This is a genomic window from Pseudomonas sp. AIG, from assembly GCF_977020205.1.
In genome coordinates this window covers 1-24,484 of the sequence record NZ_CDROCK010000065.1, presented here as the reverse complement: position 1 = coordinate 24,484, position 24,484 = coordinate 1, and the positions used below count along the sequence as shown (strand labels likewise).

General features: G+C 62.1%; 17 protein-coding genes and 1 pseudogene. 5 read left to right on the top strand and 13 right to left on the bottom strand.

All coding sequences use genetic code 11. The annotated features are described in order from the left end of the window. Positions 1 to 10: 10 nt before the first annotated feature. The 6 genes from ACWR1S_RS27465 to ACWR1S_RS27440 form a co-directional block, all read right to left on the bottom strand. Entirely contained in the window at positions 11 to 1,561 is a 1,551-nt protein-coding gene (locus tag ACWR1S_RS27465) for an ABC transporter substrate-binding protein (protein WP_454565699.1), read from the bottom strand. A gap of 9 nt (positions 1,562 to 1,570) precedes the next feature. Then, positions 1,571 to 2,191, bottom strand: a complete 621-nt coding sequence (locus ACWR1S_RS27460) for an SCO family protein (protein ID WP_454565698.1) — start codon at positions 2,189 to 2,191, stop codon at positions 1,571 to 1,573. After that, entirely contained in the window at positions 2,188 to 2,838 is a 651-nt protein-coding gene (locus ACWR1S_RS27455; protein ID WP_116031129.1) for an SCO family protein, read from the bottom strand. Before ACWR1S_RS27455 ends, ACWR1S_RS27460 begins: the two co-directional genes overlap by 4 nt. A 14-nt stretch (positions 2,839 to 2,852) precedes the next feature. Continuing rightward, on the bottom strand, positions 2,853 to 4,775 hold the full coding sequence (locus tag ACWR1S_RS27450; protein WP_454565697.1) for a YncE family protein: 1,923 nt from the start codon (positions 4,773 to 4,775) through the stop codon (positions 2,853 to 2,855). 301 nt (positions 4,776 to 5,076) lie between these two features. After that, positions 5,077 to 10,908: a manganese-oxidizing multicopper oxidase MnxG gene (gene mnxG, locus ACWR1S_RS27445; RefSeq protein WP_454565696.1), complete on the bottom strand. Its 5,832-nt coding sequence runs from the start codon at positions 10,906 to 10,908 to the stop codon at positions 5,077 to 5,079. Positions 10,909 to 11,108: 200 nt separating this feature from the next. Beyond that, positions 11,109 to 11,717, bottom strand: a complete 609-nt coding sequence (locus tag ACWR1S_RS27440) for a lytic transglycosylase domain-containing protein (protein WP_077572069.1) — start codon at positions 11,715 to 11,717, stop codon at positions 11,109 to 11,111. A 206-nt stretch (positions 11,718 to 11,923) separates the two neighbouring features. Here ACWR1S_RS27440 and gspG point away from each other — a divergent pair, with 206 nt between their 5' ends. The 3 genes and pseudogenes from gspG (at position 11,924) to ACWR1S_RS27425 (ending at position 14,294) form a co-directional block, all read left to right on the top strand. Next, on the top strand, positions 11,924 to 12,352 hold the full coding sequence (gspG, locus tag ACWR1S_RS27435) for a type II secretion system major pseudopilin GspG (protein ID WP_034152611.1): 429 nt from the start codon (positions 11,924 to 11,926) through the stop codon (positions 12,350 to 12,352). Between the two features lie 14 nt (positions 12,353 to 12,366). Next, complete coding sequence (locus tag ACWR1S_RS27430) at positions 12,367 to 13,554, top strand: type II secretion system F family protein (protein WP_454565695.1); 1,188 nt, start codon at positions 12,367 to 12,369, stop codon at positions 13,552 to 13,554. Positions 13,555 to 13,630: 76 nt separating this feature from the next. After that, positions 13,631 to 14,294: pseudogene (locus ACWR1S_RS27425) on the top strand (hypothetical protein). Between the two features lie 395 nt (positions 14,295 to 14,689). On the opposite strand, the gene ACWR1S_RS27420 reads toward ACWR1S_RS27425, so the two are convergent. Further along, a complete protein-coding gene (locus ACWR1S_RS27420) occupies positions 14,690 to 15,589 on the bottom strand; it encodes a LysR family transcriptional regulator (protein WP_454565694.1) in 900 nt (299 codons plus the stop codon). A gap of 161 nt (positions 15,590 to 15,750) precedes the next feature. On the opposite strand from ACWR1S_RS27420, the gene ACWR1S_RS27415 reads away from it, so the two are divergent. Together ACWR1S_RS27415 and ACWR1S_RS27410 are read left to right on the top strand one after the other, a co-directional pair. After that, on the top strand, positions 15,751 to 16,773 hold the full coding sequence (locus tag ACWR1S_RS27415; protein ID WP_454565693.1) for an alpha/beta hydrolase: 1,023 nt from the start codon (positions 15,751 to 15,753) through the stop codon (positions 16,771 to 16,773). Between the two features lie 108 nt (positions 16,774 to 16,881). Further along, entirely contained in the window at positions 16,882 to 18,309 is a 1,428-nt protein-coding gene (locus ACWR1S_RS27410) for a mechanosensitive ion channel domain-containing protein (RefSeq protein ID WP_454565692.1), read from the top strand. A 206-nt stretch (positions 18,310 to 18,515) separates the two neighbouring features. Here the strand turns inward: ACWR1S_RS27410 and ycaC are convergent, their stop codons facing one another. From ycaC to ACWR1S_RS27380, 6 genes are all read right to left on the bottom strand, one after another. Continuing rightward, the gene (gene ycaC, locus ACWR1S_RS27405; RefSeq protein ID WP_007913541.1) at positions 18,516 to 19,139 is read right to left on the bottom strand and encodes an isochorismate family cysteine hydrolase YcaC; all 624 of its coding nucleotides are present in this window, start codon (positions 19,137 to 19,139) and stop codon (positions 18,516 to 18,518) included. Between the two features lie 70 nt (positions 19,140 to 19,209). Further along, positions 19,210 to 21,048, bottom strand: coding sequence for an amidohydrolase (locus tag ACWR1S_RS27400; protein ID WP_454565691.1), 1,839 nt, complete (start codon positions 21,046 to 21,048; stop codon positions 19,210 to 19,212). 43 nt (positions 21,049 to 21,091) lie between these two features. After that, the gene (locus ACWR1S_RS27395; protein ID WP_368969141.1) at positions 21,092 to 21,718 is read right to left on the bottom strand and encodes an antibiotic biosynthesis monooxygenase; all 627 of its coding nucleotides are present in this window, start codon (positions 21,716 to 21,718) and stop codon (positions 21,092 to 21,094) included. Next, on the bottom strand, positions 21,711 to 22,127 hold the full coding sequence (locus ACWR1S_RS27390) for a DoxX family protein (RefSeq protein WP_454565690.1): 417 nt from the start codon (positions 22,125 to 22,127) through the stop codon (positions 21,711 to 21,713). The genes ACWR1S_RS27395 and ACWR1S_RS27390 overlap by 8 nt, the downstream gene beginning before the upstream one ends. A gap of 209 nt (positions 22,128 to 22,336) precedes the next feature. Further along, on the bottom strand, positions 22,337 to 22,696 hold the full coding sequence (locus tag ACWR1S_RS27385; protein WP_016987821.1) for a DUF6124 family protein: 360 nt from the start codon (positions 22,694 to 22,696) through the stop codon (positions 22,337 to 22,339). A 514-nt stretch (positions 22,697 to 23,210) separates the two neighbouring features. Continuing rightward, a complete protein-coding gene (locus ACWR1S_RS27380; protein WP_454565689.1) occupies positions 23,211 to 24,134 on the bottom strand; it encodes a LysR substrate-binding domain-containing protein in 924 nt (307 codons plus the stop codon). Positions 24,135 to 24,484: the final 350 nt, after the last annotated feature.

Sequence of the window (24,484 nt, the reverse complement as noted above, 5' to 3'; positions counted from 1 at the left end):
GGCCCTCCGTTCAGGGGCTGGCAACAATCGGTTTATAAGGCGCGACCAGATAGAAACGCTGATCGGGCAAATCCACGGTAACCACATGCGCGCCGCTCAAACCCAGGCGTCGGCCGGGGCCGAAACTCAGGCGCGGGGTCAGGCCGGTGTCGAAGTCGTGCAGGCCTTCCAGCGCCGCCACCAATTTTTCCCGGCTGGCATCACGGCCAGCCTGTTTCATGCCTTCGCTGAGCAGCAGCATCGAGGCGTAGGCACCGACTTGCAGCACCGCGTGCTGGGCGCCGAGGCCTTGGCCTTCGCGCAACAAGGTCAGGGCCATGCGCCCGGCCTGAGTCCAGTCGCTGGGCACAAATGGATAGGCGAGAAACACCCGCCGGGTGAAACCGTTGGGGACTTGCAGCAGATCGCCGGCCACCTGGCTTGAAGCGGCGAACAGATAAGGCACTTGCCCGGCGCTTTGCAGCCGCGTCGCCAGACGACTGAAGCCGCCGCCATTGCCCAGGTAAAACACCGAGCGCGAGCCCAACGGCAGCGCCTCCGCCGCCGGGTCATAGGCTTGCAGATGGACTTTCTGCCAGCCGTGTTCCTGCAAGTACTGACCGAGGTTTTGCGCGGCTTGCGTCTGGATCGGGTCATTGGCATAGGCGATCAGCGTCGGCCCTTGCAGCACGCGCAAACTGGCCGTGGCGTAATCGGCCAGCGCGATCAACTGCTCGCGCAATCCCGGCAACGGCTCGAAAATCTGTGGACTGGCCTGCAGGGTGCCGAGGATCGACATCGGCCCGATCAGTGGCACCCCGGCCTGTTCCAGGCGCGGCCCGAGTTCGCTGTCGAGGGCCGGTGCCAGCGGCGCGATCAACGCGAACACTTGTTCCTGCTCGATCAACTGCTGCAAGGCTTGCTCGGCACTGGCGCGATCCGGGCCGGGATCGATCACCGTCAAACGCAGTTGCCGACCGTGAATGCCGCCGGCCTGATTGATCCGCGCCACGCTGCCGTTGAGCACCGCCGCAACGGTCATGCCCTCCTCGGCCAGTGGTCCTTGACTGGGCAGCAAGGTGCCCAGATGCAAGGTCTCGGCGTCGAGGCCGGGATCACGTTCGTCGGCGAGGCGTTTGAGATAGGCGCTGAGGTTACGCTGATCCTTCATCGACAGCAGAAAGCGCGGCATGCTCGGGTCGAGGCGGTTGTGGCCGGGGTCGCGGCCCTGCTCAATGGCCGTGGCCAGAGTGCTTTCGCTGTAGGCCGGATAACTGCGGCCGTTGACCTGTTGCTGGCCGTAGGTGCTGGTCAGTCGCGCCCAGTTCAACTCGGGTGGACGCACGCCGCCCTCAGGTCGGCCGAGGCCGTCGGCGCCGTGGCAATTGGCGCACGGCAGGCTGGTCGCCGGCAGCAACACATCCGCCGCGCCGACCCGCGCCATGATCGCCTCGCCACTGGCCGACAAGCCTTGGCGGTACAGGCGCTTGCCCGCCGCTTCTTCCGGGGTCAGCGGCGCAGCGCCCGCGCCAAGGCTGACGCCAGCGAGCAGGATCAGGGCGAGTACGCGGCAGCGTTTCATGGCGCGGGCTCAGCGGCCGGCCACGGGCATTGTCAGCAACTGCAAGCGCTGGGCAATGGCGGCGGCCGGGGCGTCGGGGCGGATTTTGCTCCAGCGTTTATTGGCGACATCGCCGACGATCAACTGCGTGGAGTGCTGCTCGGGGGTCGGCACGATCTGGCCGATGCGGCTCAATACCAAGTCCATCTGCGCCTTGTCGCCGGTAAGAAAAAGCCAATGAGGGTCATCGGAACCCTGCTTCAAGGTGTAAGCCTTGAGCACCGCCGGCGTATCGCGCAGCGGGTCACTGGTAAGGGAAATGAAGGTGATGTCTTGCGCCTTGTCACCCAACAGCTCGCGGACTTCCTTGAGCTTGCGGGTGATCAGCGGGCAGGCATCGTTGCAGCTAGTAAAAATGACGTTGAGCAGGACCACGCGGTTTTGCAGCGCATCGCTGTAGAAGCGCAGGGTTTCGCCGTTTTGATCCTGTAATGGCGTGTCGGTGAACCAGGTTTTCGCGTCGTGGGTGCCTTTGGCCGGCGCGGCGGCAACCGTTGTCGGGGCTTCGGGGGCATGGCCTTCGTGAGCAAACGCGACGGTACTGAAGATCCAGAAACACACGGTCAGGGAGATCCAGTCGAGCAGTCTCATGGCTGTTGCTCCATGGCGATGGCGGTGTGTTTGGCGTGGGTGCGCAGGCCGCTGAGTTTTTCCACTTCCTTGGCCAGCAGCGCCGGATCAGTGAAGCCGTAATAGCGCATCCAGTGACGATTGTTGCCGTCGCCGACGAGGATCAACGGTTGGTGATTCTTGAAGTCGCCGCTGAAACTGCCGAGGCCTTTGAGGGTTTCGTTGATCGACTGCGGCGAACCCGTCAGCCAGCTCCAGCCCGGCCCGCGCTGGAAGGTGCGGGCGTAATCCTGCAGGCGTTTCGGGTCGTCACGCTGCGGGTCGATGCTGATCGACACCAGTTGCACTTCGTTGCCGACGCGCGCGCCGAGCTGTTTCTGCACCTTGCCCATGATCGACGAGACCACCGGGCACACCGTGGTGCAACTGGTGTAGATAAAGCTCATGACGACGATTTTGCCCTGTACCAGGTCTTGTTCGAGGCGCACGGTTTTGCCGTTCTGGTCGAGCAGCGGCACGTTGGCGAATTTCACCTGGGCGTGTTCTTGCGTGTTGCTGGCCGGGGCCGTGTGCCCGGCGTGTTCGTCTGCCGAATGAGCGTTGGCGTGTTGAATGCCGAGGCTCAACAGGCACAGGGTCAGCAGGCCAGCGGATGCAAATCGGTTCATGTCGAAACTCCTCTTCAACGGGCCTGGCCGGGGGCTACCCGAACACTGGCAAAGGTCTTGTCATCGAAACCGGCGCCCAGTGACGCCGCGCGCACGTGCAGGTACCAGGCGCCGCTGCGGTCAAGGGTGATCGGCGCTTCGTATACGCCGTCGGCGACTTCCAGCGCCGCCACTTGGCGGGGGTGCGAGGTGGGCGCGAGGTAGTAGCGCAATTGCACGTCTTTGACGCCGCTGCGCTGGGTTTTGTCTTTGCCTTGAACGATGCGGAAACGCACGACGTAGGGGTCGTTGAGCGCCACGGCAGTCTTGTCGAGAAGGAACTCGACTTTCGGCTGGCCGAGGTGTTTTACCAGGGCGCCATTGGTTTCGATCTGCGCGGTAAAGCAGTGAATGATGTTCGGTTGGTTGAGCAGGAACGCCACGTCGAAGCGCCCCGCTGCCGGTAGCTTCACCCGCGCGCTGTACAACCCCGGCGAGACTTCGCGCAGGCTGCGGTCGATGACCATCGCGGCGCGGGCGATCTGGCCACGGTTGGGGTAACCGGACATCGGCGCGTTCATGCCTTCGGCGTAGAAATAGGTGGTGTTGTCGACCGGGTTGACCACGAACACCGCGTTGTCGTCGCGTGATACCGCAAGGCTTGAAGCGAGCGGCAAATCGCCGGCCAGGCGCGGCGCTTGCGGGCCGGCTTCGAAACCCTGGCTGATCGGCTGGCGGCCTTCACCGAGCGAGGACAAGTTGATCATGGTGACTTTTGGTGAAGCGAGTCCGCGGATGTAGGCATAGGCCTGGGTGAACACCACTTGGTAGGGTTCGGCGCTGACGTCCAGATCATGAATGGCGCTGTTGGTGGCGGCATCGATAACCGTGGCGCGGTTTTCCAAGGTGTTGAGCACCACACCGAAGCGGCCGTCGGCGCTGAAGCCCATGGGGCCGAGGCCTTGTTGCAGTTTGATCACCCGGCGGATGGCGTGGGTGCTGGCGTCGATCACAGTGACGGTGCCGTCCTTGCCGTCGGCCACGTAGACCGCGCCGGACAGGGCTGAATAGGCGACTGACAGCGGATGCGAACCGGTCTTGATCTGCTCGACGATGCTCAGGCTGGCGATGTCGATCACGCTGACGGTGCCGTCGTCGCGGTTGCTGACGAAGGCGAAGCGGCTGTCTTTGCTGAAGGTGATTTCGTGGTGGCCGCGACCGGTCTGTAAATGTTTGAGGGATTTGAGGCTTTGGCTGTCGATCACTGTCACGCCGGAGTCTTCGGCTTTGCTGGCGTTGTTGCCGACCCACAGCAGGCGTTCGTCTGGTTGCAGCGCGACGCGCACTGGTTGGCTGCCGGCTTTGACCGAATCGAGAACCTTGAATTGTTCACTGTCGATCACCGCGACTTCGCCCGCCGTCGGCATCGAGACGAACACGCGTTTGTTGTCTTTGGGCGTGACCCAGTCCATCGGCGGTTGCTTGAGTTCGATCCGCGCGAGGGTGCTGGTGATGCCGCCGACCGAGACCGACGGATCGACCACGGCGATGCTGGCGTCGCGGTTCATCACCAGCAGGAAATAGCTGTTGAGGTCGAGCAACGGCCGCGCGCCGATGTTGGATTTGAGGAACACCCCGACCCGGGCTTTGCAGCTCTGGTCGCGGCCCTGGGCCTTATCGGCAGCGAGGGTTTGCGGATCGACCCAGGCGCCCGGCGCCACCCCGGACAACGGCTGACCGGAAGCGCTGTCAGTGATGTGAAACTGCACATCGGCGAATTCGCCTTCGCGCAGTTTGCCGTCGGCGGCCAGTGGCTTGAGGTTGAAATCCACCGCCACGCCGTCGCGCTTCAGCGTCTGACCCGCACCGGTTTGTGCCAGCGCAATCTCACTCAGCGTCAGCAACGCACCGGCCATGGCCAGCGTGCAAATACCAATGATGTTGATGATCCTGTTCATCTAACTCTCCCCTACCTCTTCACCTGGCAAAACACCGCCCCCATGTGGGAGCGAGCCTGCTCGCGAAAGCGTCATCAGCCTCACCCTCACAAACCGAGTTGCCCCCATTCGCGAGCAAGCTCGCTCCCACAAGGGATTTGCGTACATCCACTTCCTCACAGCCAACCACTGTCCCCTGTGGGAGCGAGCCTGCTCGCGAAAGCAATCTGCCAGCCACCACACCTGTTGCCTGTGCCGACCTCTTCGCGAGCAAGCCCGCTCCCACATGGGATTTGCATCCACGGGGATATTGGCGTCGTGTCTACTGCCCCTGCGGCGCCGGTTCCGGTTCGTTGGTTACGCGCAGCAGTCCCCATAACCCGGAGGTGTTGCCGTAGGCGGCGTAGTCGCGGAACAGGTAATCCCCCGGTATCGCATTGCTGCCGCCGGCGCTCGGGATCATGAAGCTGAAGTGCGCGGCCGGCAGGACGCTTTCGTGGGCGCCGATGTACATCGACATCGGGTTGTAGCCGAAGCGCACCGAGCCGACGCCCGGCGAGCCCATCGGATAGCCACCGACATCGCTCTTCTCGGCCTGGAACGGATTGACCGACCAGACATGCCCGTCGAGCTGGAACGTAGTGCCACGACTGCCACCGCTCGGCATCAAAATATGCGTACGGAACGGCTGCCCCGGTTTGGCATACAGCACCGGCGTCTGCGGATCGCCACCCACCAACGCATTGCTGTAAGCCATGTGCGCGTTGGTCATATCGCCATAACCCGCGCCATCGGCATGCCCGAACGGTGCGTCCGGGGCGAGGCCGAAGCGGTACCACAGCGGTTCGGTCTTGTAGTTGATCGCCATGCTCGAGTTGTCCTGCGGATCGGTCGGCACGCCGAAGCCCTCAGCCGCAATCCCTTCCACCGGCCGGCCATTGGCCCAACGGGTGTTCAACGCCTTGTGCCAGACCATCGCAAAATCGCGGTAGCTGGTTTGCCCAGGCGCCGTCACCGTGGCGTTGACCTTGCGCGCATCGTCGACCCAGGTCGCGCCGATCGGCAGGATGCTCATCGCCCCGCCGAGGCCTTTTTGCGGTTGCTTGATCACGTCCGCCGGGGTGAAATTCAAACCGCCGAACTCGACCGCCGTGGCATTGATGTTGTCGACGCTGCGGCCCAGTTGCGTCACCGGTTTGCCTTCACGCTCCAAGTGCCCGGCGTAGTACTGATAGGTACGGGTCGGGTACGCGCCGCTGTTGCCGACGCGCGGTGGCACGGTCTGGATCGGGTTGGCGCCGACGTTGGCGCCGTCGGATTTAGTGATGTCGTACGCCAGCAATTGCGCGTGCAGACCGACGTGGCTGGATGGCCGCATCAGGTTGTTGCTGAAGGTGGTCGAGCCCAGACCGCTGTTGCGATCACGCTTGACCATGCCTTGCATCACCGCGGTTTGGGTCAGGTCGGGCATGACGCTCGGCAGACGGTTTTCCAGGGTGATGTTGATGCAATCCCCCGCCGCTGCGCGCAGCACCAGCGGTTCGACCGGGATGCCGGGTTTGAGCTTGCCGCTGAGCGGATCAAGGTCCGATTTGCGCACATACAGAATCGCAGTCGGGTCATGCAACGGCCCGCTCTGCCCGCCGATGGTGATGGTTTCGCCATCCTCCGGATCGGTCACGGTGACTTGTGGAATGCTCACCGTGCGCGAGTTCAGCACCAGGGTGCCACCCGCCGGATTCAGCGGCCCGCCGACATGCTGACCGAGCCCTTCGGGATCGCCGATGGTCAGGCCCAGCGCATTGCCGAGGATGTCATTGGCCAGTGCCGCGACCACTTCGTAGTTGCGCTGTACCGTCGGCCGCGTGCCGATGCCATTGGGGTTGGCGCTGATCCGTGGGCAACTGCCCTCGAACGCCACGGTGTTGCGCATCCCCGCCGGATTCGGGTTGTTGGGAATGGCGAACAGGTCATTGCGCTTGGCCGTGTAGTTGCGCATCACGCCCCAGATACCGCTCCAGTAGCCTTCGATCGAAGCGTCCATCGAGTACAGATAATCACCCGTGGTCGCCGCCGAACTGGACAGCATCGACACCGGCGCAATGAAGCCCATCTGCTCGGAAATACCGATCATCTGCGACGCACGCCAACCGGAGTTGGAGCTGTTGCCGAAACCGGAACCGCTCTGCAGCCATTTCACACCGTGCAGGGTGACGTTGTGCTCTTCTTCATGACCGCCGGCATGCACCCGCAGCCGCACGTTGTCGCCGGTGTAAGTACGCAGCATCGGTGTGAACGGGTCGCCAGGTTCGGCGCCGCCCTTGTTGATGTGCGGCGGGAACAGTGTGGTGCCGCCGGTTGGGCCGGTGGCCGAGGTGAGCAGATTCGGCGCCAGGTTCATCGCCGGAATCGCGCGGTCGGTGCGGCTTTGCATGGCGAACGACAGATCGCCACCGAGGCCGTCAGCCTGCATGCCACGCTTGCCGTCCGGGCCGACCTTGTTCGGGTCGTACACGCGCAGGGCCAGCGGTTCGTTGCGATAGTTGACGACGAACATGCCCGGATCATCCACCGAGATCGCCTGCGGACATGGCCGGCTCGGGCAGCCCGGGACCTGACCGCCCTGCACTTCCAGCACACCCTCAAGCAGGTTGCTGGCGTTGTTGCGCACTGGCGGGTTGATTGCGTAGCGGAAGCTGTCGGCGGTGGCCGGGAACGCCTGCGCGTTCGGCACACCGTTAGGCCCGGCACCGACATAGACGCCAGCTTCATAGGCGTGCTGGAAGTCGCTGTATTCGAGGAAGAACTCGCGGAAGCTGTCGTTCTTGCCGTCGCCATCGAGGTCGCCGGTGTTGATCACCGCCTGCCACGATGTTGGCCCGCCGTCCTGACGCGCGCCGCTGTACAGAGGCTCGCCGGTTTCAGCGTGGAACCAGGTGGAACCGGCCGGCTCGGCCAACACAGTGGCGTACAGACCAATCTGCTGGTGCGTCGATGGGCCGAGGTGGTCGTGGGTGAAGATCGTGCCAAGGCCGCGATCGACGCCTTTGGCGTTGACCACCGGATCGACGAACCAGCGCTGCATCGCCGTGCGCGCACCGAGCCAATCGGCGCGGCCGTACTGGCCGAAGAACGGATGGTTCTTGGCTTTCGGGCAGGCCTGAGTGCCGTCGCGCGGGTCAGTACTGGCGCACTGATTGAACTCGCGGATCGCGTGAATACGTTCCTGCACAGCGCCGGGCGAGAGCACGCCGTCCTCGTAGTTCCAGCCGTTGGACGAGCCGTCCGCCGAGGTCAGATCCCACTTCGGCAAGTGGATGTGCTGACCGATCACGTCAGTCGGCGTGCGCACTTGGTAGTCGTCCATCTCGTAGGTGGCCGGCACCAGGTTGGTTTGCTGGTATTGCACGCAATCGAAGGTGTTCATGCGCATCACCAGCGGCTCTGGCGGACGCTGCTTGGTGATCACCGGCCAGGCGTCTTCCCACAGCGCCAGAATGCGCGCCTGCGGAAAGTGATAACCGACCTTGTTGTACACCGCATCGAACTGGATGTTGGCGGCTTTGTAGATCCGTGGGCGGTCGGCGGTGAAGCTCGAAGCGCCGACAAAGGACAGGCCGTCGATACGTTCACCGCTGGCGAACTCGCCGCTGCCAGCGCTGGCGGTCAGGCGTTTTTGCCGATCGTCCATGCACGGTTCGTAATACGGTGCGCCGGCCATCGGCAAGGCACCGTTGGTGCGAAACGCCTTGGCCACCACTTGATTGCCGGGCAGCAAGGCATAACTTGGATGGTCTTTTTTTGCGTGGAAGGCCATCGCCGCTTGTTCGACTTCGGTGCCTTCTTCCGGCAGGTAAATCGGTTTGGCGCGGGTGACTTCCTTGGAGAAGTCCAGCGAGGTGGTCACGGTGTGCGCTTCGCCTCCGGCCGAGACGCCATCCAGTGCGTGACGCGGCAAGCCGCCATTCCAGCCACCGGACTGCGCCGGGTCAAGGTTGGCCCACAGCGCTTTGCCGCTGGCCTTGAGCGCTTGCGCGGTGGCCGCGTCGAGCATGTCCAGTGGCGGCGTTGGCGGACGTTGGCCGACCGAACTTTCCATGCCACCGATCCAGAACGGATAGCCCGGGTTTTTCAGGCTGCCGTCGGCATTGCGATTGGCTTCACTGCGATCAACCAGCGCCAGTGAGCCGATGGCTTGACCGCCAGCGTTGCCGCCGTGGTGCTCGCCGTCGTCATCGCCCTCTTCTTCGTCTTCGTCGTCATCATTGCCGGCGACCAGGGTTTCGCCGATTTTTGGCACCACCACGACTTTGCCCGGCATTGGCGCCATGGCTTTGCCCGGCAGCGGCACAATCGCCGGAATCGGTGTGCCGGCAACGATTTCGCCGTCCGGCAAGGCGCGTGCACCGGCCGCCGGTTTGCCACTGCGCAAGGCAAACGGTTCGCTGTGGTAACCGTCGGCGCCCTGCTGCGAAACTTCGAGTCGAGTGCCTTCTTCGAAGACATCGTGCACCCGCCACATGGCCCACATGCCCTGGGCAAAGTGCGGATAGAAATGGCAGTGATAGATCGCATCGCCGGCCACGCGGTTGCGGTTGCCGGAACCGCCATTGGCGATTTCGTAGGTATAACCGGCGCCCGGCCCGATGCCCTGGGCGTCGACATAATCGGAGTTGTCGTCGTTGGGGTTGAACAGCCACTGATGGCCGTGCAGGTGGAAGATGTGTTGCTCGTGGCCATTGTGGGTATTGCGGAATTTGACGAAGTCACCGATGTAGCTGTGGTTGACGTTCGACGGCTCCGACGGATACAGGGCCATGGTGGCTTTCACCCCGATCTGATCGGCGCGCGGTGTCTGGCCTGGGGCGATGTTCTCAAGCCCGGCGTTGGCCGGCACATCCACCAGCATTGCCACATCGCCAACGGTGTGCGAACTGAGGAAGAATTCTTCGTAGGCGCAGGACAGGCAATCGTGCATCGGCCCTACGCCCAAGCGGTTGGCGACCACTTCGGCGCCCATGCCGCCGGAGCCGTAGTTGATCATGAACGAGTCGCGGGTCGGCTCCAGCACATGGGCCATCACCGGATCCGCCCAGTACGCGGGGAACGCTTGGGTGGCGGCGGTTTCGTCCTGGAATTGCGAGGCAAAATCGCGGAACGCTTCGAGGCGGTTGGGGATCGCCGGGTTGCGTTTGCCCATCGATTCCAGCGGATAGGTGCTGGGCGGGAAACTGCCGTCGGCGTTGCTGCCCATGACAATCGCATCGCTTTCGCTGGAAATGATTTCATTGCCGTCAACCATGCTGATGATCGGCGTACCGGCCTTGCCTTCACGCAACCACGGTTCGCGTTGCGGGTAGCGCGCCTGGTAGTCGACGATCGGTTGGCCGGTGGGCGCGCGGCCCGTGGTGGCCAGGCGCATTTCTTCTTCGGTAAGGGTATTGCGATAAGTGCGACCGCCCTTGGGCAGCACGACGACCTGACCGAACAAGCCATTGGCAACGTTGCCGGCCGCACCCTCGCCACCGAACGTTGCGCCACGGCTGCTGACGGCAAACGCGCCCTCGCGCTCGGCGTACAGGGTGTAGGAACGGCTGGCACCCGGTGGCACCAGACTGTTGGCGTTACGCCCGGTGAACGAAGAAATGTCATCGATGCTGTTCACCGCTTGCAGGCCGTTGACCTGGAAACCGACGTGACGATCCGCGACCTGCTCATCGACTTTGAAGGCTTCGGCGCCGTTGGCGTTTTCGACCCCTTCCTCGCCCTCGTTTTCAAAGTGCTTGTTCGGGTTGGCCTGATAGTCGAGCAGGTTCTGCAGATTGATCGTCAGGCAATCGCCGGCAGCTACGCGCAACACCAGCGGCCGCGGACGCTTGTCCGGACGCAGCGAGACTTTGCCCGGCGCCGCTGAGCCGCCGTACGCCAGCGACTGGTCATGTTCATCCACCACGTCGCGGCGCAAGGCGAACATCATGCCGTTGGCATTCTGCGCACCGAGGCGGTTGAACATCAGCGGTTGATCGAAGGCGACGACGTTGGCCACCAGATTGCGCTCGCAACGCACAGCCGCGCCGGCCAGTTCGACGCTGAGCATCGAGGCCAGAATCAGCAGCCAGTTCAACAGAGACGGAGCGTGATGAATGCCAACCATGATCAGTAACCTCGTAGTGGGTGCTCTTGGGAACACTTCTCGACAAATGCCCCGGAGCAATCCGCGTGCCACAAAAAATTACATGTCCGTTCAAGCAGTTACCGCAACGATTTGAGAGTTCGGGGGATATTCCCCACCCGTTTCCCCCACTTTTCGGGCCTTGGCCGTTTGCCCCGAAAGTGGGGAAAACCGGGTTGGGGTCACAACGGCGCATCCATGGCCAGCCCCTGCAGACGCCGGTACTGACGCAAGACATTCGGCACATAACGCTGGGTTTCGGCGAACGGCGGAATCACCCGGCCACGGCTGAGGACCGCGTCCGGCCCGGCGTTGTAGGCCGCCACGGCAAGGGCGATGTCGTTGTCGAACAGGGTCATCAGGCGCTTGAGGTATTTGGCCCCGCCCTGGATGTTGGCCTTGGGGTCGTAGACGTCGGTCACACCCAGCTCGCGCGCGGTATCGGGCATCAACTGCATCAGTCCGCCGGCGCCTTTGGCCGAGGTCGCGCCGGGGTTGTAATGGGACTCGGCGTTGATCACTGCGTGCAGCAGCGCTTCGGGTAATTGATTGACTTTGGCGGCTGCCGAGACCAGTTCCGCGTAGGGCTGGTTGGCGATCATTTGTGGCTGTTGATCGAGGCTGGCCACAGGCATTTCAGCCTCGTGGATCACCCGTTCGTAAGTGCGTCCGGGCCGGTGAACGTTGGACAGCACGTAGCTGCCCTTGGCGTCCACGGAGATGAACACATCGGCCTGCGCGGCGCCGCTGAGCAGCACACAACCGAGCAATCCGCTGGCGATAAATTTCATGTCGGGCCTCCCCGGATCGACCCCGATAAATTGGGGGAAATGCCCCAATGGCCGATCACGTTTGAGCCATACGCAAGCACTGTGCCGACTCTTGAAAAGCCCGTACTACAAGGCCTTCAGCCAAGTTGACGTTCTTGAGTGGGGGCTGAGCATGGCAATTGCATAAGCCCTTCTGGCGACTCGGCTGCCACTCACGGGAGGTCATCATGAAGCTGCAATTTCGTCCGCGTGACCAACGCGGTTTTACCCTGCTCGAATTGCTCGTGGTGTTGGTGGTACTCGGCCTGTTGGCCGGGATCGTCGCGCCGAAATACTTCGCCCAACTCGGTCGCTCGGAAGTGAAGGTGGCCAAGGCGCAGATCGAAGGACTGAGCAAAGCGCTGGATATCTATCGACTGGAAGTCGGCCATTACCCGTCCACCGAACAAGGCTTGCAGGCCTTGGTCACCGCACCCAGCGACGAGGCGAAATGGACCGGCCCGTACCTGCAGAAAAAGCTCCCGCAGGATCCGTGGGGACGTAACTACACCTACCGCTATCCCGGCGAAAACAGCGAGTACGACTTGCTGTCGATGGGCAAGGACGGCCAGCCCGGCGGCGAAGGTGAAAACGCCGAAGTGACCAACTGGCAGTAAGCGGAGCGCGGCCCATGCGATTTCATTTGAAAGCGGTCAGCAAGGCTGGCGTGGTGTCCTTGAGCGTCGAAGCGCCGGGTGACAGCGAGGCGCGGCGGATTGCCGAGGACCAGGGTTTACGTGTGCTCAGTTCGCACGCCGACAAGCATTGGCGCTCTCTGAAACTACGCCAGCGCGAGACCTTCAACCTGGTGTTGTTCAGCCAGGAACTGACCACGCTGCTCAATGCCGGCCTACCGTTGATCGATGCGCTGGAAAGCCTCGCCGAAAAAGAATCCGCCCCCGCGGCCCGGAAAACCTTGAGTGAGCTGGTCCGCTTGCTTTACGAGGGCAAATCCTTCTCGCAGGCGTTGGGCCAGTTGTCGGCGGTGTTCCCGCCGCTGTACGTGGCGCTGGTACAGTCCAGCGAGAAGACCGGTGCGGTCGGCGATGCGCTGGGCCGCTATGTCAGTTATCGCCAGCGCATGGACGAGGTGCGCCAGAAGATCATCAGTGCCTCGATCTACCCGATGCTGTTGCTGATCGTCGGCGGTGGCGTGGTGCTGTTCCTGATGGGTTATGTGGTGCCGCGCTTCAGTCTGGTGTTTGAAGGCTTGGGCAATAACCTGCCGTGGCTGTCGCAGGTGTTGATGAGTAGCGGCATGTTTCTGCATGCGCATCAGGCCGAGTTTTTCGGTGCGTTGGCAGCGATTGTCATCGCCCTCGTCGTGCTGCAAAAGCAACCGGCGTTTCGCCGTGGACTGGATCGGCTGGTGGAGAAACTGCCGGCGGTGCATCAACGGATTTTCATGTATGAGCTGGCGCGGTTTTATCGTTCGCTGGGGATTCTGCTGCAAGGCGGGATTCCGCTGGTGACCGCCATGGCCATGGTCCGGGGCTTGCTCACCGTCGCATCGCGGACGCGACTGGATCAGGCCTGCGAGCGGGTGCGCGAGGGACAGTCGCTGTCCACCGCGCTGGAACTCAATCACCTGGTGACGCCGGTCTCGCTACGACTGCTGCGCGCCGGCGAACAGTCCGGCAACCTCGGGCAGATGATGGAACGCAGCGCCGATTTCTACGACGAGGAAATCAGCCGCTGGCTGGAGTGGTTCGTGAAGTTGTTCGAGCCGCTGCTGATGACGTTTATCGGCCTGCTGATCGGGGTCATCGTGATCCTGATGTACATCCCGATTTTCGAACTGGCTTCGAGTATTCACTGACCCCGGGGAACGGGTCCGGTCCCTGCAACAACGCACTTTTACGTTCCCAAACAAAACCACAAAGACGGAGAACGATATGCACATTAAAAAGCTCGTGCTCGCAATGGCCATCGGCGCAGTTCTGTCAGCGTCAACGGTACTCATTCCGGACAGTTTGTCCGGGGTATCCAGTGCTTATGCCAAGGATGGTGGGAGTGGTGGAGGCAGTGGTGGCGGAGGGGGCGGTGGGGGCGGCGGCGGAAGTGGTGGCGGAGGAAGTGGCGGGGGGGGGGATGGGGGGGAAGGGGGGGGGGGGGGGGGGGGGGGGGGGGGGGGGTGGGGGGGGGGGCGGGAGGGGTGGGGGAGGAAGTGGCGGTGGGGGGCATGGCGGCAATGGCGGTGGCGGCGGTGGTGGGAGCGGTGGAAGTGGCGGTGGCAGCGGTGGTGGCGGCAGTCATGGGGGCGGCGGCAACAGTGGCCACAGCGGTAGCGACCACGGCTCGGGACACTCGGGCGACAGCGCCTCATCCGGGCGCAACGGCACGCACGCCGAAGCGGGAGATGACCATGGTGTCCATCGGGCGGGTGAAGTCGGCGATGACCACGGCGTCCACCGCGCGGGTGAAGTCGGCGATGACCACGGCGTCCATGCTGCGGCTGAAGCCGGCGATGATCGTGGCGTCCATGCTGCGGCTGAAGCCGGCGATGATCGCGGCGTGCATGTCGGCGGCGAGCCGGGCGATGACAAGCGCGCCAACTGATCATTAGACACACCGCAAAACCTGTGGGAGCGAGCTTGCTCGCGAATGCTGTGGGTCAGTCAATGATGTTTTGCCTGACACAACGCTTTCGCGAGCAGGCTCGCTCCCACAAGGTTTTGTGGCGTGCGCAGATTTCGCAGACAACCACCATCAATTGTAGGAGCGAGCCTGCTCGCGATAGCGGTCATTCAGACACTGAAGCTGTGACAGACAGAACGCTTTCGCGAGCAGGCTCGCTCCCACAGGGTTTTGTGGCGTGCGCAGATTTCGCAGACAACCACCATCAATTGTAGGAGTGAGCCTGCTCGCGATAGCGGTCATTCAGACACTGAAGCTGTGACAGACAGAACGCTATCGCGAGCAGGCTCACTCCTACAGTTTGATTTGCGTACGGCTCAAAGGGCGACGTTGTTCTGATTCAGGCGTTCACGCAGGAATTCGATCAGCGCCTGCACCGGTCTGGAAGCCTGACGATGCTGCGGATACACCGCCGACAACGTCAGCGGCTCCGGGCGCAGATCATCCAGCACCGGCACCAGCCGGCCATCCTTCAGCGCTGCGCCAACGATGAACGTCGGCAGATAAGTAATGCCCATCCCCTGCACCGCCGCATCCCTGAGCAACTCGCCGTTGTTCACCCGCATGCGCCCAGTGACGTTGACCAACAGCGGCTTGCCCTGCCCCGCATTGAAACGCCATTGCACCGAACGTCCATGCCCATACGGCAGGCAATCATGGCTGTGCAGATCTTCAGGCTTGAGGGGCGTGCCGCGCTCGGCCAGATACGTTGGGCTGGCGCAGTACACCCGCTCGATCGACGCGATGCGCCGGGCAATCAGCGTCGAGTCTTCAAGCACGCCAATGCGCAGCGCCAGATCGTAGCCCTCACCGAGCAAATCCACCGGCCGATCACTCAGGTCGACCTCAACCGTGACCTCGCGATAGCGCTGCAAGAACATCGGCAACAAACACCCCAAATGCGCCACGGCAAACGACAGCGGTGCACTCACACGAATCGTTCCGCGCGGCTCGGCAGTCTGCCCCGCGATGCCCTGCTCGACCTGTTCGACTTCGCCCAACAGGCGCAACGCCGATTCGTAATAACTCTGCCCCAGCGGGGTGACGTCGAGGCGCCGCGTCGAGCGGTTCAACAAGCGCACGCCGAGGCGTTCTTCCAACTGCATCAAGCGTCGGCTGACGAACTGCTTGGACAGGCCTAATTGATCGGCCGCTGAGGTGAAGCTGCCGGAGTCCATGACCTGGCAAAAAATACGCATGTCTTCGAACGGGTTCATTGTCACTCTCTGGTGGACAGTTAAACGCTTTATAGCCGCTTTTTCACTTTTCGGCAGCTCATTAATCTGTGCTCACGGTGTTGCTGAGGCCTGAAGCCCAGCGCCACAGCATCCCGCAACCCAGGCATAAAAATTCAAAAACATTCAAAAGGATTTCCACCATGAACATCGTCAAGAAAACCCTCACCGCGTCCCTCCTCGCCCTGTCCATCGGCAATGCCTTCGCCGCCGAAAGCAGCGGTGTCGAACACAACACCCAGGCCTTCCTCAACGCCCTCGCCGCCGGCGGTGGCAAACCACTGGAGCAACTGAGCCCGAAAGACGCCCGTGCGGTGCTGACCGGCGCCCAGGCTTCGGTGAACGTGGATCTGTCGGGCGTTGAAGTCAGCGACAAGGCGATCAAGGTCGACGGCCAGACGATCAACCTGAAAGTGGTGCGGCCGGCCAAGGTCAAAGGCGAGTTGCCGGTGTTCATGTTCTTCCACGGCGGTGGCTGGGTGCTCGGTGATTTCCCGACGCACCAACGCTTGATTCGTGACTTGGTGGTGGGCTCTGGCGCGGTTGCGGTGTACGTCGATTACACGCCGTCGCCGGAAGCGCAGTACCCGACCGCGATCAACCAGGCCTACGCCGCGACGAAATGGGTGGCTGAGCACGGTAAGGACATCGGTGTCGACGGCAAGCGCCTGGCCGTGGCCGGCAACAGCGTCGGCGGCAACATGGCGGCGGTCGTGGCGTTGATGGCCAAGGAACAGAAAGCCCCGGCGCTGCGCTTCCAGTTGCTGATGTGGCCGGTGACCAACGCGCAGTTCGACGACGGCTCGTACCAGCAATTTGCCGAGGGCCACTTCCTCACCAAAGGCATGATGCAGTGGTTCTGGGACAACTACACCACCAACCCGGCCGAGCGTGCGCAGATTCACGCCTCGCCGCTCAACGCCAGCGCCGAACAACTCAAAGGCTTGCCTGCGGCACTGGTGCAGACTGCCGAGTTCGATGTGTTGCGTGACGAAGGCGAAGGCTACGCGCGGCACCTGGATGCGGCGGGTGTAGCGGTGACCTCGGTGCGCTACAACGGGATGATTCATGACTTCGGCCTGCTCAATCCGCTGAGTCAGATTCCTGAGGTGAAAGCGGCGGTGCGTCAGGCGGCGGCTGAGTTGAAAACCCACTTGCAGCCTTAACGGCAAAAGATCGCAGCCTGCGGCAGCTCCTACAGGAAAATGCATTCCAAAGTAGGAGTTGCCGCAGGCTGCGATCTTTTTATTGGCAGACATTGCGGAGCTTCGGTCATGACCTTTTTCTACACTCACCTGCTGTCCTGGAGCGCCGCCCTGCTGCTGCTCGACGCTGTGCTCTGGCACTTCTCGCCCTTCACCCATCGCGCCCCGAGAGTCGGTGTGCGGCTGGTGCTGTTTCTGGCGTTCACGGCGCTGGTGATCAACGCCGGCGTCAGCCCACTGCAAGCACCACAGTTTGTTGATGACCGCGTGGCGCAATTGGGTGCGACGGCTCTGGGAATTCTCTGGTGGCTGTACGCCGCGCGGGTGCTGACCGAAGTCATCGGCCTGGCACTGATGCGTCGCATCGGTCACAGCGGTCGTTTGCTGCAGGACGTGATCGGCGCTCTGGTCTTCCTGGTCGCCACCGTCGCCGCGGCCGGTTACGTGCTGGAGCTGCCGGTGAAAGGTTTGCTGGCAACCTCCGGCGTGGTGGCGATTGTTGTCGGTCTGGCGCTGCAAAGCACCTTGGCCGATGTGTTTTCCGGGATCGTGCTCAACACCACCAAGCCGTATCAGGTGGATGATTTCGTGGTGATCGACGGCGTCGAAGGCAAGGTCTTCGACATCGACTGGCGCGCCACGCACCTGCTGACCAGCGCCGGAACCATGGCGGTGGTGCCGAACTCGGTCGCGGCCAAGGCGAAGATCGTCAACCTCAGCCGCCCGAACAACATGCATGGCGTGTCGATCAGCATTCAGGTGCCGAATCACATCCGCCCGCGCCGGGTACTCGATGCGCTTGATCGCACCTTGCAGGGCAGCAGCGCTCTGTTGCTGACGCCAGCGCCGAAAGCCGTGCTGAAAGAGGCCGGCGAAACCATGTCGGAGTACGTCGCCAGCGGCTTCATCGCCGAACTCGGCAAGAAAAGCGAAGTGCGCAATCAATTGTTCGACCTCGCTCACCGGCATTTGGAAGCGGCAGGCATTTCGCGGCATCCGGACGGCGTGATCGAGCCGTCGACCCGTGCCCGCGCGTTGCTCGATGAAGTGAAAATCTTCCGCTCGCTGAGCAGCGAAGAACGTGATCGCCTCGCCGAATCGATGGTTGCGCAGCAATATGCGGCCGGCCAGGTGGTGCTGGATCTGGATGAAGTGCCGGACAGTCTGTTTGTGATTGCCACCGGAGTGGTCAGTGCGATGGTGGCGGACGGCGACAGCCAGGTCGAGGCCGGGCGGATGGGGCCGAGTGAGGTCATGGGTGAGCAAAGTATTCTCGCCGATACACCGTCGCAGGCGACGTTCACGGCGCTGACGTCGAGCATCATCTATCGTCTCGACAAGCACCTCACTCGCGAGTGCATGGCGCAGCGTACGGAGGTGGGTCGGGCGTTGAATAAATTGCAGGCGGTGCGTCAGCAGAACAGTCGCCTCGCGTTGATGGCCAAGCCGGTGGCGGTGAGGAAAGGTGGGTTTTTGGGTTGGTTGCAGAAGCGTTGAAGCGGCAAGATCAAGATCAAAAGCCTCCCCCTCACCCCAGCCCTCTCCCCCAGGGGGGCGAGGGGAAAGGGAGCCGATCTTCATGCGGTTCAAAACTGAAGTTCGGCTCGAAGTTTCAGGTCGGCGTATCTAGAAAAACACCTCGGTCAGTCCCCTCTCCCTCTGGGAGAGGGCTAGGGTGAGGGGCTTTTCAAACTCACACCGAATTACTTGGCAGTGAACTTGGTATAGCTGTTGATCAAATTGCGATAGTTCGGCAGACGCTCCGACAGCAGATGCGCCAAACCTTCCATATCGTTACGCCAGTCGCCCTGCAGCTCGCACGCCACCGAGAACCAGTTCAGCAGGTGGGCACCCGCCGCCGACATCCGCGCCCACGCCGCCTGCTGCACGGTGGTATTGAACGTGCCGGACGAGTCAGTCACCACAAACACTTCATAGCCTTCAGCAATCGCCGACAAGGTCGGGAACGCTACGCAAACGTCCGTCACCACACCGGCGATGATCAGTTGCTTGCGACCGGTCGCCTTGATCGCTTTGACGAAGTCTTCGTTGTCCCAGGCATTGATCTGGCCTGGACGCTGAATGAACGGTGCATCCGGAAACTGCTCGCGCAATTCAGGCACGATCGGGCCGTTCGGGCCGGCATCGAAGCTGGTGGTGAGGATGGTCGGCAGCTTGAAGAACTTGGCGATGTCGCCCAGCGCCAGCACGTTGTTTTTGAATTCGTTCGGAGTGAAATCCTGGACCAGCGAGATCAGACCGGTCTGGTGATCGACCAGCAATACAACCGCATCATCTTTGTTCAGACGTGTGTAAGGAACGCTCATGGGAAAACTCCTGATGGACGGATGGATGAAGCGTGAGGCGCCGACCGGATGGCCGGCGCTCTCGGGGAAATCAGAAAGCGAAGCAGGAACAGCCAAACGCGCCCCAGAAACCGGCGAAGTCGCTGACCGGTGCGCTCGACATGCGCGCCTTTTCATGGCTGTGGGTGTGCACCGCGCACGGGCCGCTGCATTGGTGAACCTGCGCCTGCAATGGCGAATTCGGGCGCCAGTGGCCTGGGACTTTGACCACCGGCGACCAGTCCGGCAGTACTGGAATCGACCGTGGGCCGAGGTCTTCGAAGTCGCCGGCGGCATAAACAATCTTGCCGCCAACCACGGTCAACACCGACTCGATCCACTTGATCGCTTCTTCTTCGACATGGAAGAAGTCCGCGCTCAGCGCCGCCAGATCCGCCAGTTGCCCGACCTTGATCTGGCCCTTCTTGCCCTGCTCCGAGGAGAACCAGGCGCTGCCGTGGGTGAACAGTTCCAGCGCGGTGGTGCGCGGCAGACCTTCTTCGTACAAGGCCAGACCACCAACGGTGCGGCCGCTGACCATCCAGTACAGCGAGGTCCACGGGTTGTAACTGGAAACGCGCGTGGCATCGGTGCCCGCGCCGACCGGTACGCCTTCGGCGAGCATGCGTTTGATCGGTGGCGTCGCTTCGGCGGCTTGCTTGCCGTAACGATCGACGAAGTACTCGCCCTGGAAGGCCATGCGATCCTGAATCGCGATGCCGCCGCCCAATGCCTTCACACGCTCGATGTTCTGCGGGGTGATGGTTTCGGCGTGGTCGAAGAACCACGGCAAGCCGTTGAACGGAATGTCACGGTTGACCTTCTCGAACACGTCGAGCATGCGGCTGATCGACTCGTTGTAGGTCGCGTGCAGACGGAACGGCCAGCGCTGTTCAACCAAGTGGCGCACCACCGGTTCCAGCTCTTCCTCCATGGTTTGCGGCAGGTCCGGGCGCGGTTCGAGGAAGTCTTCAAAGTCCGCCGCCGAGAACACCAGCATTTCGCCGGCGCCGTTGTGACGGAGGAAGTCGTCGCCCTGATGCAACTTGACGCTGCCGGTCCAGTTCTGGAAATCGCTCAGCTCTTCTTTCGGCTTCTGGGTGAACAGGTTGTAGGCGATGCGCACGGTCAACTGATCATCTTTGGCCAGTTGTTCGATCACCTGATAATCGTCCGGGTAGTTCTGGAAACCGCCGCCGGCATCGATCGCGCTGGTCAGGCCGAGGCGATTGAGTTCACGCATGAACTGGCGGGTCGAGTTGACCTGATATTCCAGTGGCAGCTTCGGCCCTTTGGCCAGCGTCGAGTAGAGAATCATCGCGTTTGGCCGCGCGACCAGCATGCCGGTCGGGTTGCCATTGCTGTCGCGAACGATCTCGCCACCCGGTGGGTTGGGCGTGTCGCGAGTGTAACCGGCCACACGCAGCGCTGCGCGGTTGAGCAATGCGCGGTCGTAGAGGTGCAGGATGAACACCGGGGTGTCCGGCGCGGCCTGGTTGATTTCTTCAAGGGTCGGCATGCGTTTTTCGGCGAACTGGAATTCGTTCCAGCCACCGACCACGCGCACCCATTGCGGGGTCGGCGTGCGGTCAGCCTGATCCTTGAGCATGCGCAGCGCATCGGCCAGCGACGGCACGCCTTCCCAGCGCAGTTCGAGGTTGTAGTTCAAACCGCCACGGATCAGGTGCAAGTGCGAGTCGTTGAGGCCCGGAATGACGCAGCGACCGTGCATATCGACCACTTGCGTGTTCGGCCCGCGCAGGGCCATGGCCTGGTTGTCGTTGCCAACGACGACGAAACGGCCGTCAGTGATGGCCACGGCACTGGCCAGCGGTTTGGTGCGGTCGACGGTATGAAATTGGCCATTGAACAGAATCAGATCGGCGCTCATCGCAGTTCCTCAAGCAAAGTGAAAAGGAGCGAACCCCGCACGCTCAGCGTGGCGAGGTTTCTTGGGAATCGAGGTGTTCATGGGCCTGGCTGGCTTCGAGCCACGGCGCAAACAAACGGGTGACCGGTGGCATCACCACGTAGACCACCGACAGAACGATGGTCAGGGTGATCAAAAATGTCGCGACGACGTAGTTGGAAAGCAGCGGATGCAGCGCCAGCAGCGGTCCCCAGATCAGCGGCACAAGTAAGGTGTGCGGCAGAATCACCAGCAGCGTGACCACGGCTTGCTTCCAGCGCGGCGGCGGCGAAGCGGCATCGGCCAGTGGCGTAAACCAGAACTCCTTGATCGGCGCGACTTCAGTCTGATCGCCGTCAGCCAGCATCGGCGCCGCTTCGGCGACCAGTGCCTGACGTTGCGGCGACTCCAGCCAGCCTTGCATCGCTTCGGTGCTGCTGAAGCGCAGTACGCAGGTGTAGAAGTCGAGTCGACCGCGCTTGCCGCGCACCACGTCCACGCCCAGATGGCCTTCACGCTGCCCCGCCACGCGGACGATATTGCGCAGCCAGGCTTCATACGCTGACTCGAAACCGGCCTTGACCCGGTGCTTGATGATCAGCGTGACCGTCTCATCGGCCCCCGGTGTTTGTGGATTGAGGACTTCAGGCATAACGCAGCACTCCGGGCAAACGAACAGGAATCACCAGCCGTCCCGGCCCGGCGATCAACACAGTGGCAAACAGGATCAACAGCAACCAGCCGAACTGCCCCTCGGCCACACTCCATTGCGGATGCACGACCAACAACGCCACCAGCAGCACAAAGAGAATAGGCACGCAGGCCAATCGCGCCAGTAACCCGGCGACGATCAGTAGCGGACAGAGGACTTCGGCGAAGATCGCGAGGATCAGGGTGAGGTGCGATCCAAAGTGGAACGGGTCTTCGATCAGTTGCAGTTGCGCGGTGAAGTCGAGCAGCTTGGGCAAGCCGTGGACCCACAGCAGAAACAACCCACCGCTGACCCGCAGGAACAGCAAACCGATGTCGCGTGCCTGTTCATCCCGTTGAGAAACGTGCATGGACTCACCCGTGAATAATTATTGGGTGAATCATGCCGGGGTTGGGTGGGAGGAAATTGGATGGGTGTGCTCAGTTCCACGGTGTTCCGGGATTCGTGAAACACCGCACAACCCTGTGGGAGCCTGCTCGCGAAGGCGTCGAGTCAGTTATAAATACTTGAATGACACACCGCTTTCGCGAGCAGGCTCGCTCCCACAGGGGGGTGTGCTTAGGCAGGTGGTTCGAGGTTATCCAGCACCCGATTCACCGCCAGCTCACCGAGCATGATCAACTGCGCAATCCCCAACAACGCCCGACGCTGCGGCGCGGGCAACAGGTGGGCGACGTCCTGGGCAATGGTCTTGGCCGAGGCGAGTGTTTCGCTGGCGTCGGTCAGCAGTTCTTCGGCTTTGGTGTCGGCGGTTACGGCATACATCCCGCGAGTTCTGCGTGGAGGTGGCGTGGAGCCGGGTGGCAGGAGGTAATGGTCGAGGGCGCGGTCGGCGGCTTCGTGGAGTTTTCGGGAATCGATGGATTCGTAGGGGGATGTGGGGTCGATGTCTGGTGGGTTGGGTGTGACTTTGAACATGGTGAATCTCCTTTTTAGAGCCGGGATCACCACGTCCTGTCGCTAAACAGGATGGGTGGCGACCGTATGCAGGTTAGCGAACCGGTAAAAAGGCAACCCGGTAGACCCGAAGGTCTCCCGCATACAGCCGCCATAGCGAAGTGCAGACGATAGCCGGCAACGAAGCATGGAGCGCTGATGCACTTTTTTGGTCCGAGTCGCTAAACCCGATCGCTGAGTTTTCAGCGACCACCAAACGATAGAGACCGGGCCACAAGCGCACAAGCCGGCGGATTCTGGCGTAGCTGTAGGCAAAGGCGCAAGGATGCGTAGCCTGAAAGAGTGTCTGAGGGTGTTGCTTAAACGGCGATGTTTAAAGCACCAAGAACTCAAGCATCACACCAAACCAATGTAGGAGTGAGCCTGCTCGCGATAGCGGTTTAGCGGCCACCATCATCTATGACTGACGAACCGCTATCGCGAGCAGGCTCACTCCTACAGGGGATCGATGTGTTTGTGAGATTTGCGCAGGGATTTAAATCGGCGGGATATCCAGCGGCGCCGCCATGAACTGGCTGATCCGCGCGCGCAGCCATTTCTCCGCCGGGTCGTTGTCATGCACCCCGCTCCACGCCATCGACAATTGCGCCGCATCGATCGGGAACGGTGGATCTTCGGCGCGCAGCGCACAGCCCTCAACCAGCGCACAGGCGGCGTAATCCGGAACGGTGGCGATCATTTCGGTACCGGCGAGCAAGGCGCGCAAGCCGCTGAATTGCGGCACGCCGAGGACCACGCGGCGGGAACGGCCGACCTTGGCCAGGTCCATGTCGATATTGCCGCTCAGGTCGCCGGAGAACGATACCATCGCGTGTGGGCGCTCGCAGTATTCGTCCAGCGTCAGCGGCCCCGGACGGTCGTCGCCGCGCAGGACTTTGCAGGGAATGTCGCGCAGTTTTTTGCGCTTGGCGTTGGCCGGCAATTCAGTGGTGTAACTGACGCCAACGGAGATTTCCCCAGAGGCCAACAGTGCCGGCATCAGCAGGTAGTTGGCGCGACGCACGACCACGACAATCCCCGGCGCCTCTTGCTGAAGCTGACGCAGCAACGGCGGAAACAGGCCGAATTCGGCGTCGTCAGACAAGCCGATACGAAACACGTCGCAACTGCTCGCCGGTTCGAACTCCTTGGCCCGGCTGACCGCGCCAGAGATGACATCCATCGCCGGTTGCAGCTCCTTGAGAATAGCCAGCGCCCGCGCGGTCGGTTCCATGCCGCGACCGTTGCGCAGCAACAACGGATCATCGAACAGATCGCGTAACCGCCCCAAAGCAGCGCTGACGGCCGGCTGGCCCATGAACAGTTTTTCGGCGACACGGGTCAGGTTCTTTTCGAACATCAGCGCTTCGAAAATCACCAGCAGGTTCATGTCGACGCGTCGCAAATCGTTACGGTTCATGGGCACGGATTCCTTTTAGCCAGTCAGACGCCAGTGCTGCGCACTTTACGCGATCAACCAGTCTGAAAGCGCCGCTTCAGCACGAAATTAACAACGATTAACTCGTCAGCCCCCCGCCCTCGCCCAACAATGAGTCCCTCTGCGCAGCGTTGTTTTTTGACCTGAGGGGATGCACCGACCGTGCATTCCCCATCGACACGGACTTTGGCCATGGCTCACTTACAGCACAGCGTCGCCCTCGCCCCTGCCAGCGAACCGCGCAAGACCGGGATCGGCGGGCCCCGCCCGCCGCCCGGACCACCAGGCAAACAAAAGATCCCCCCACCCCTCGGCGGAAACCCCCACGGCCC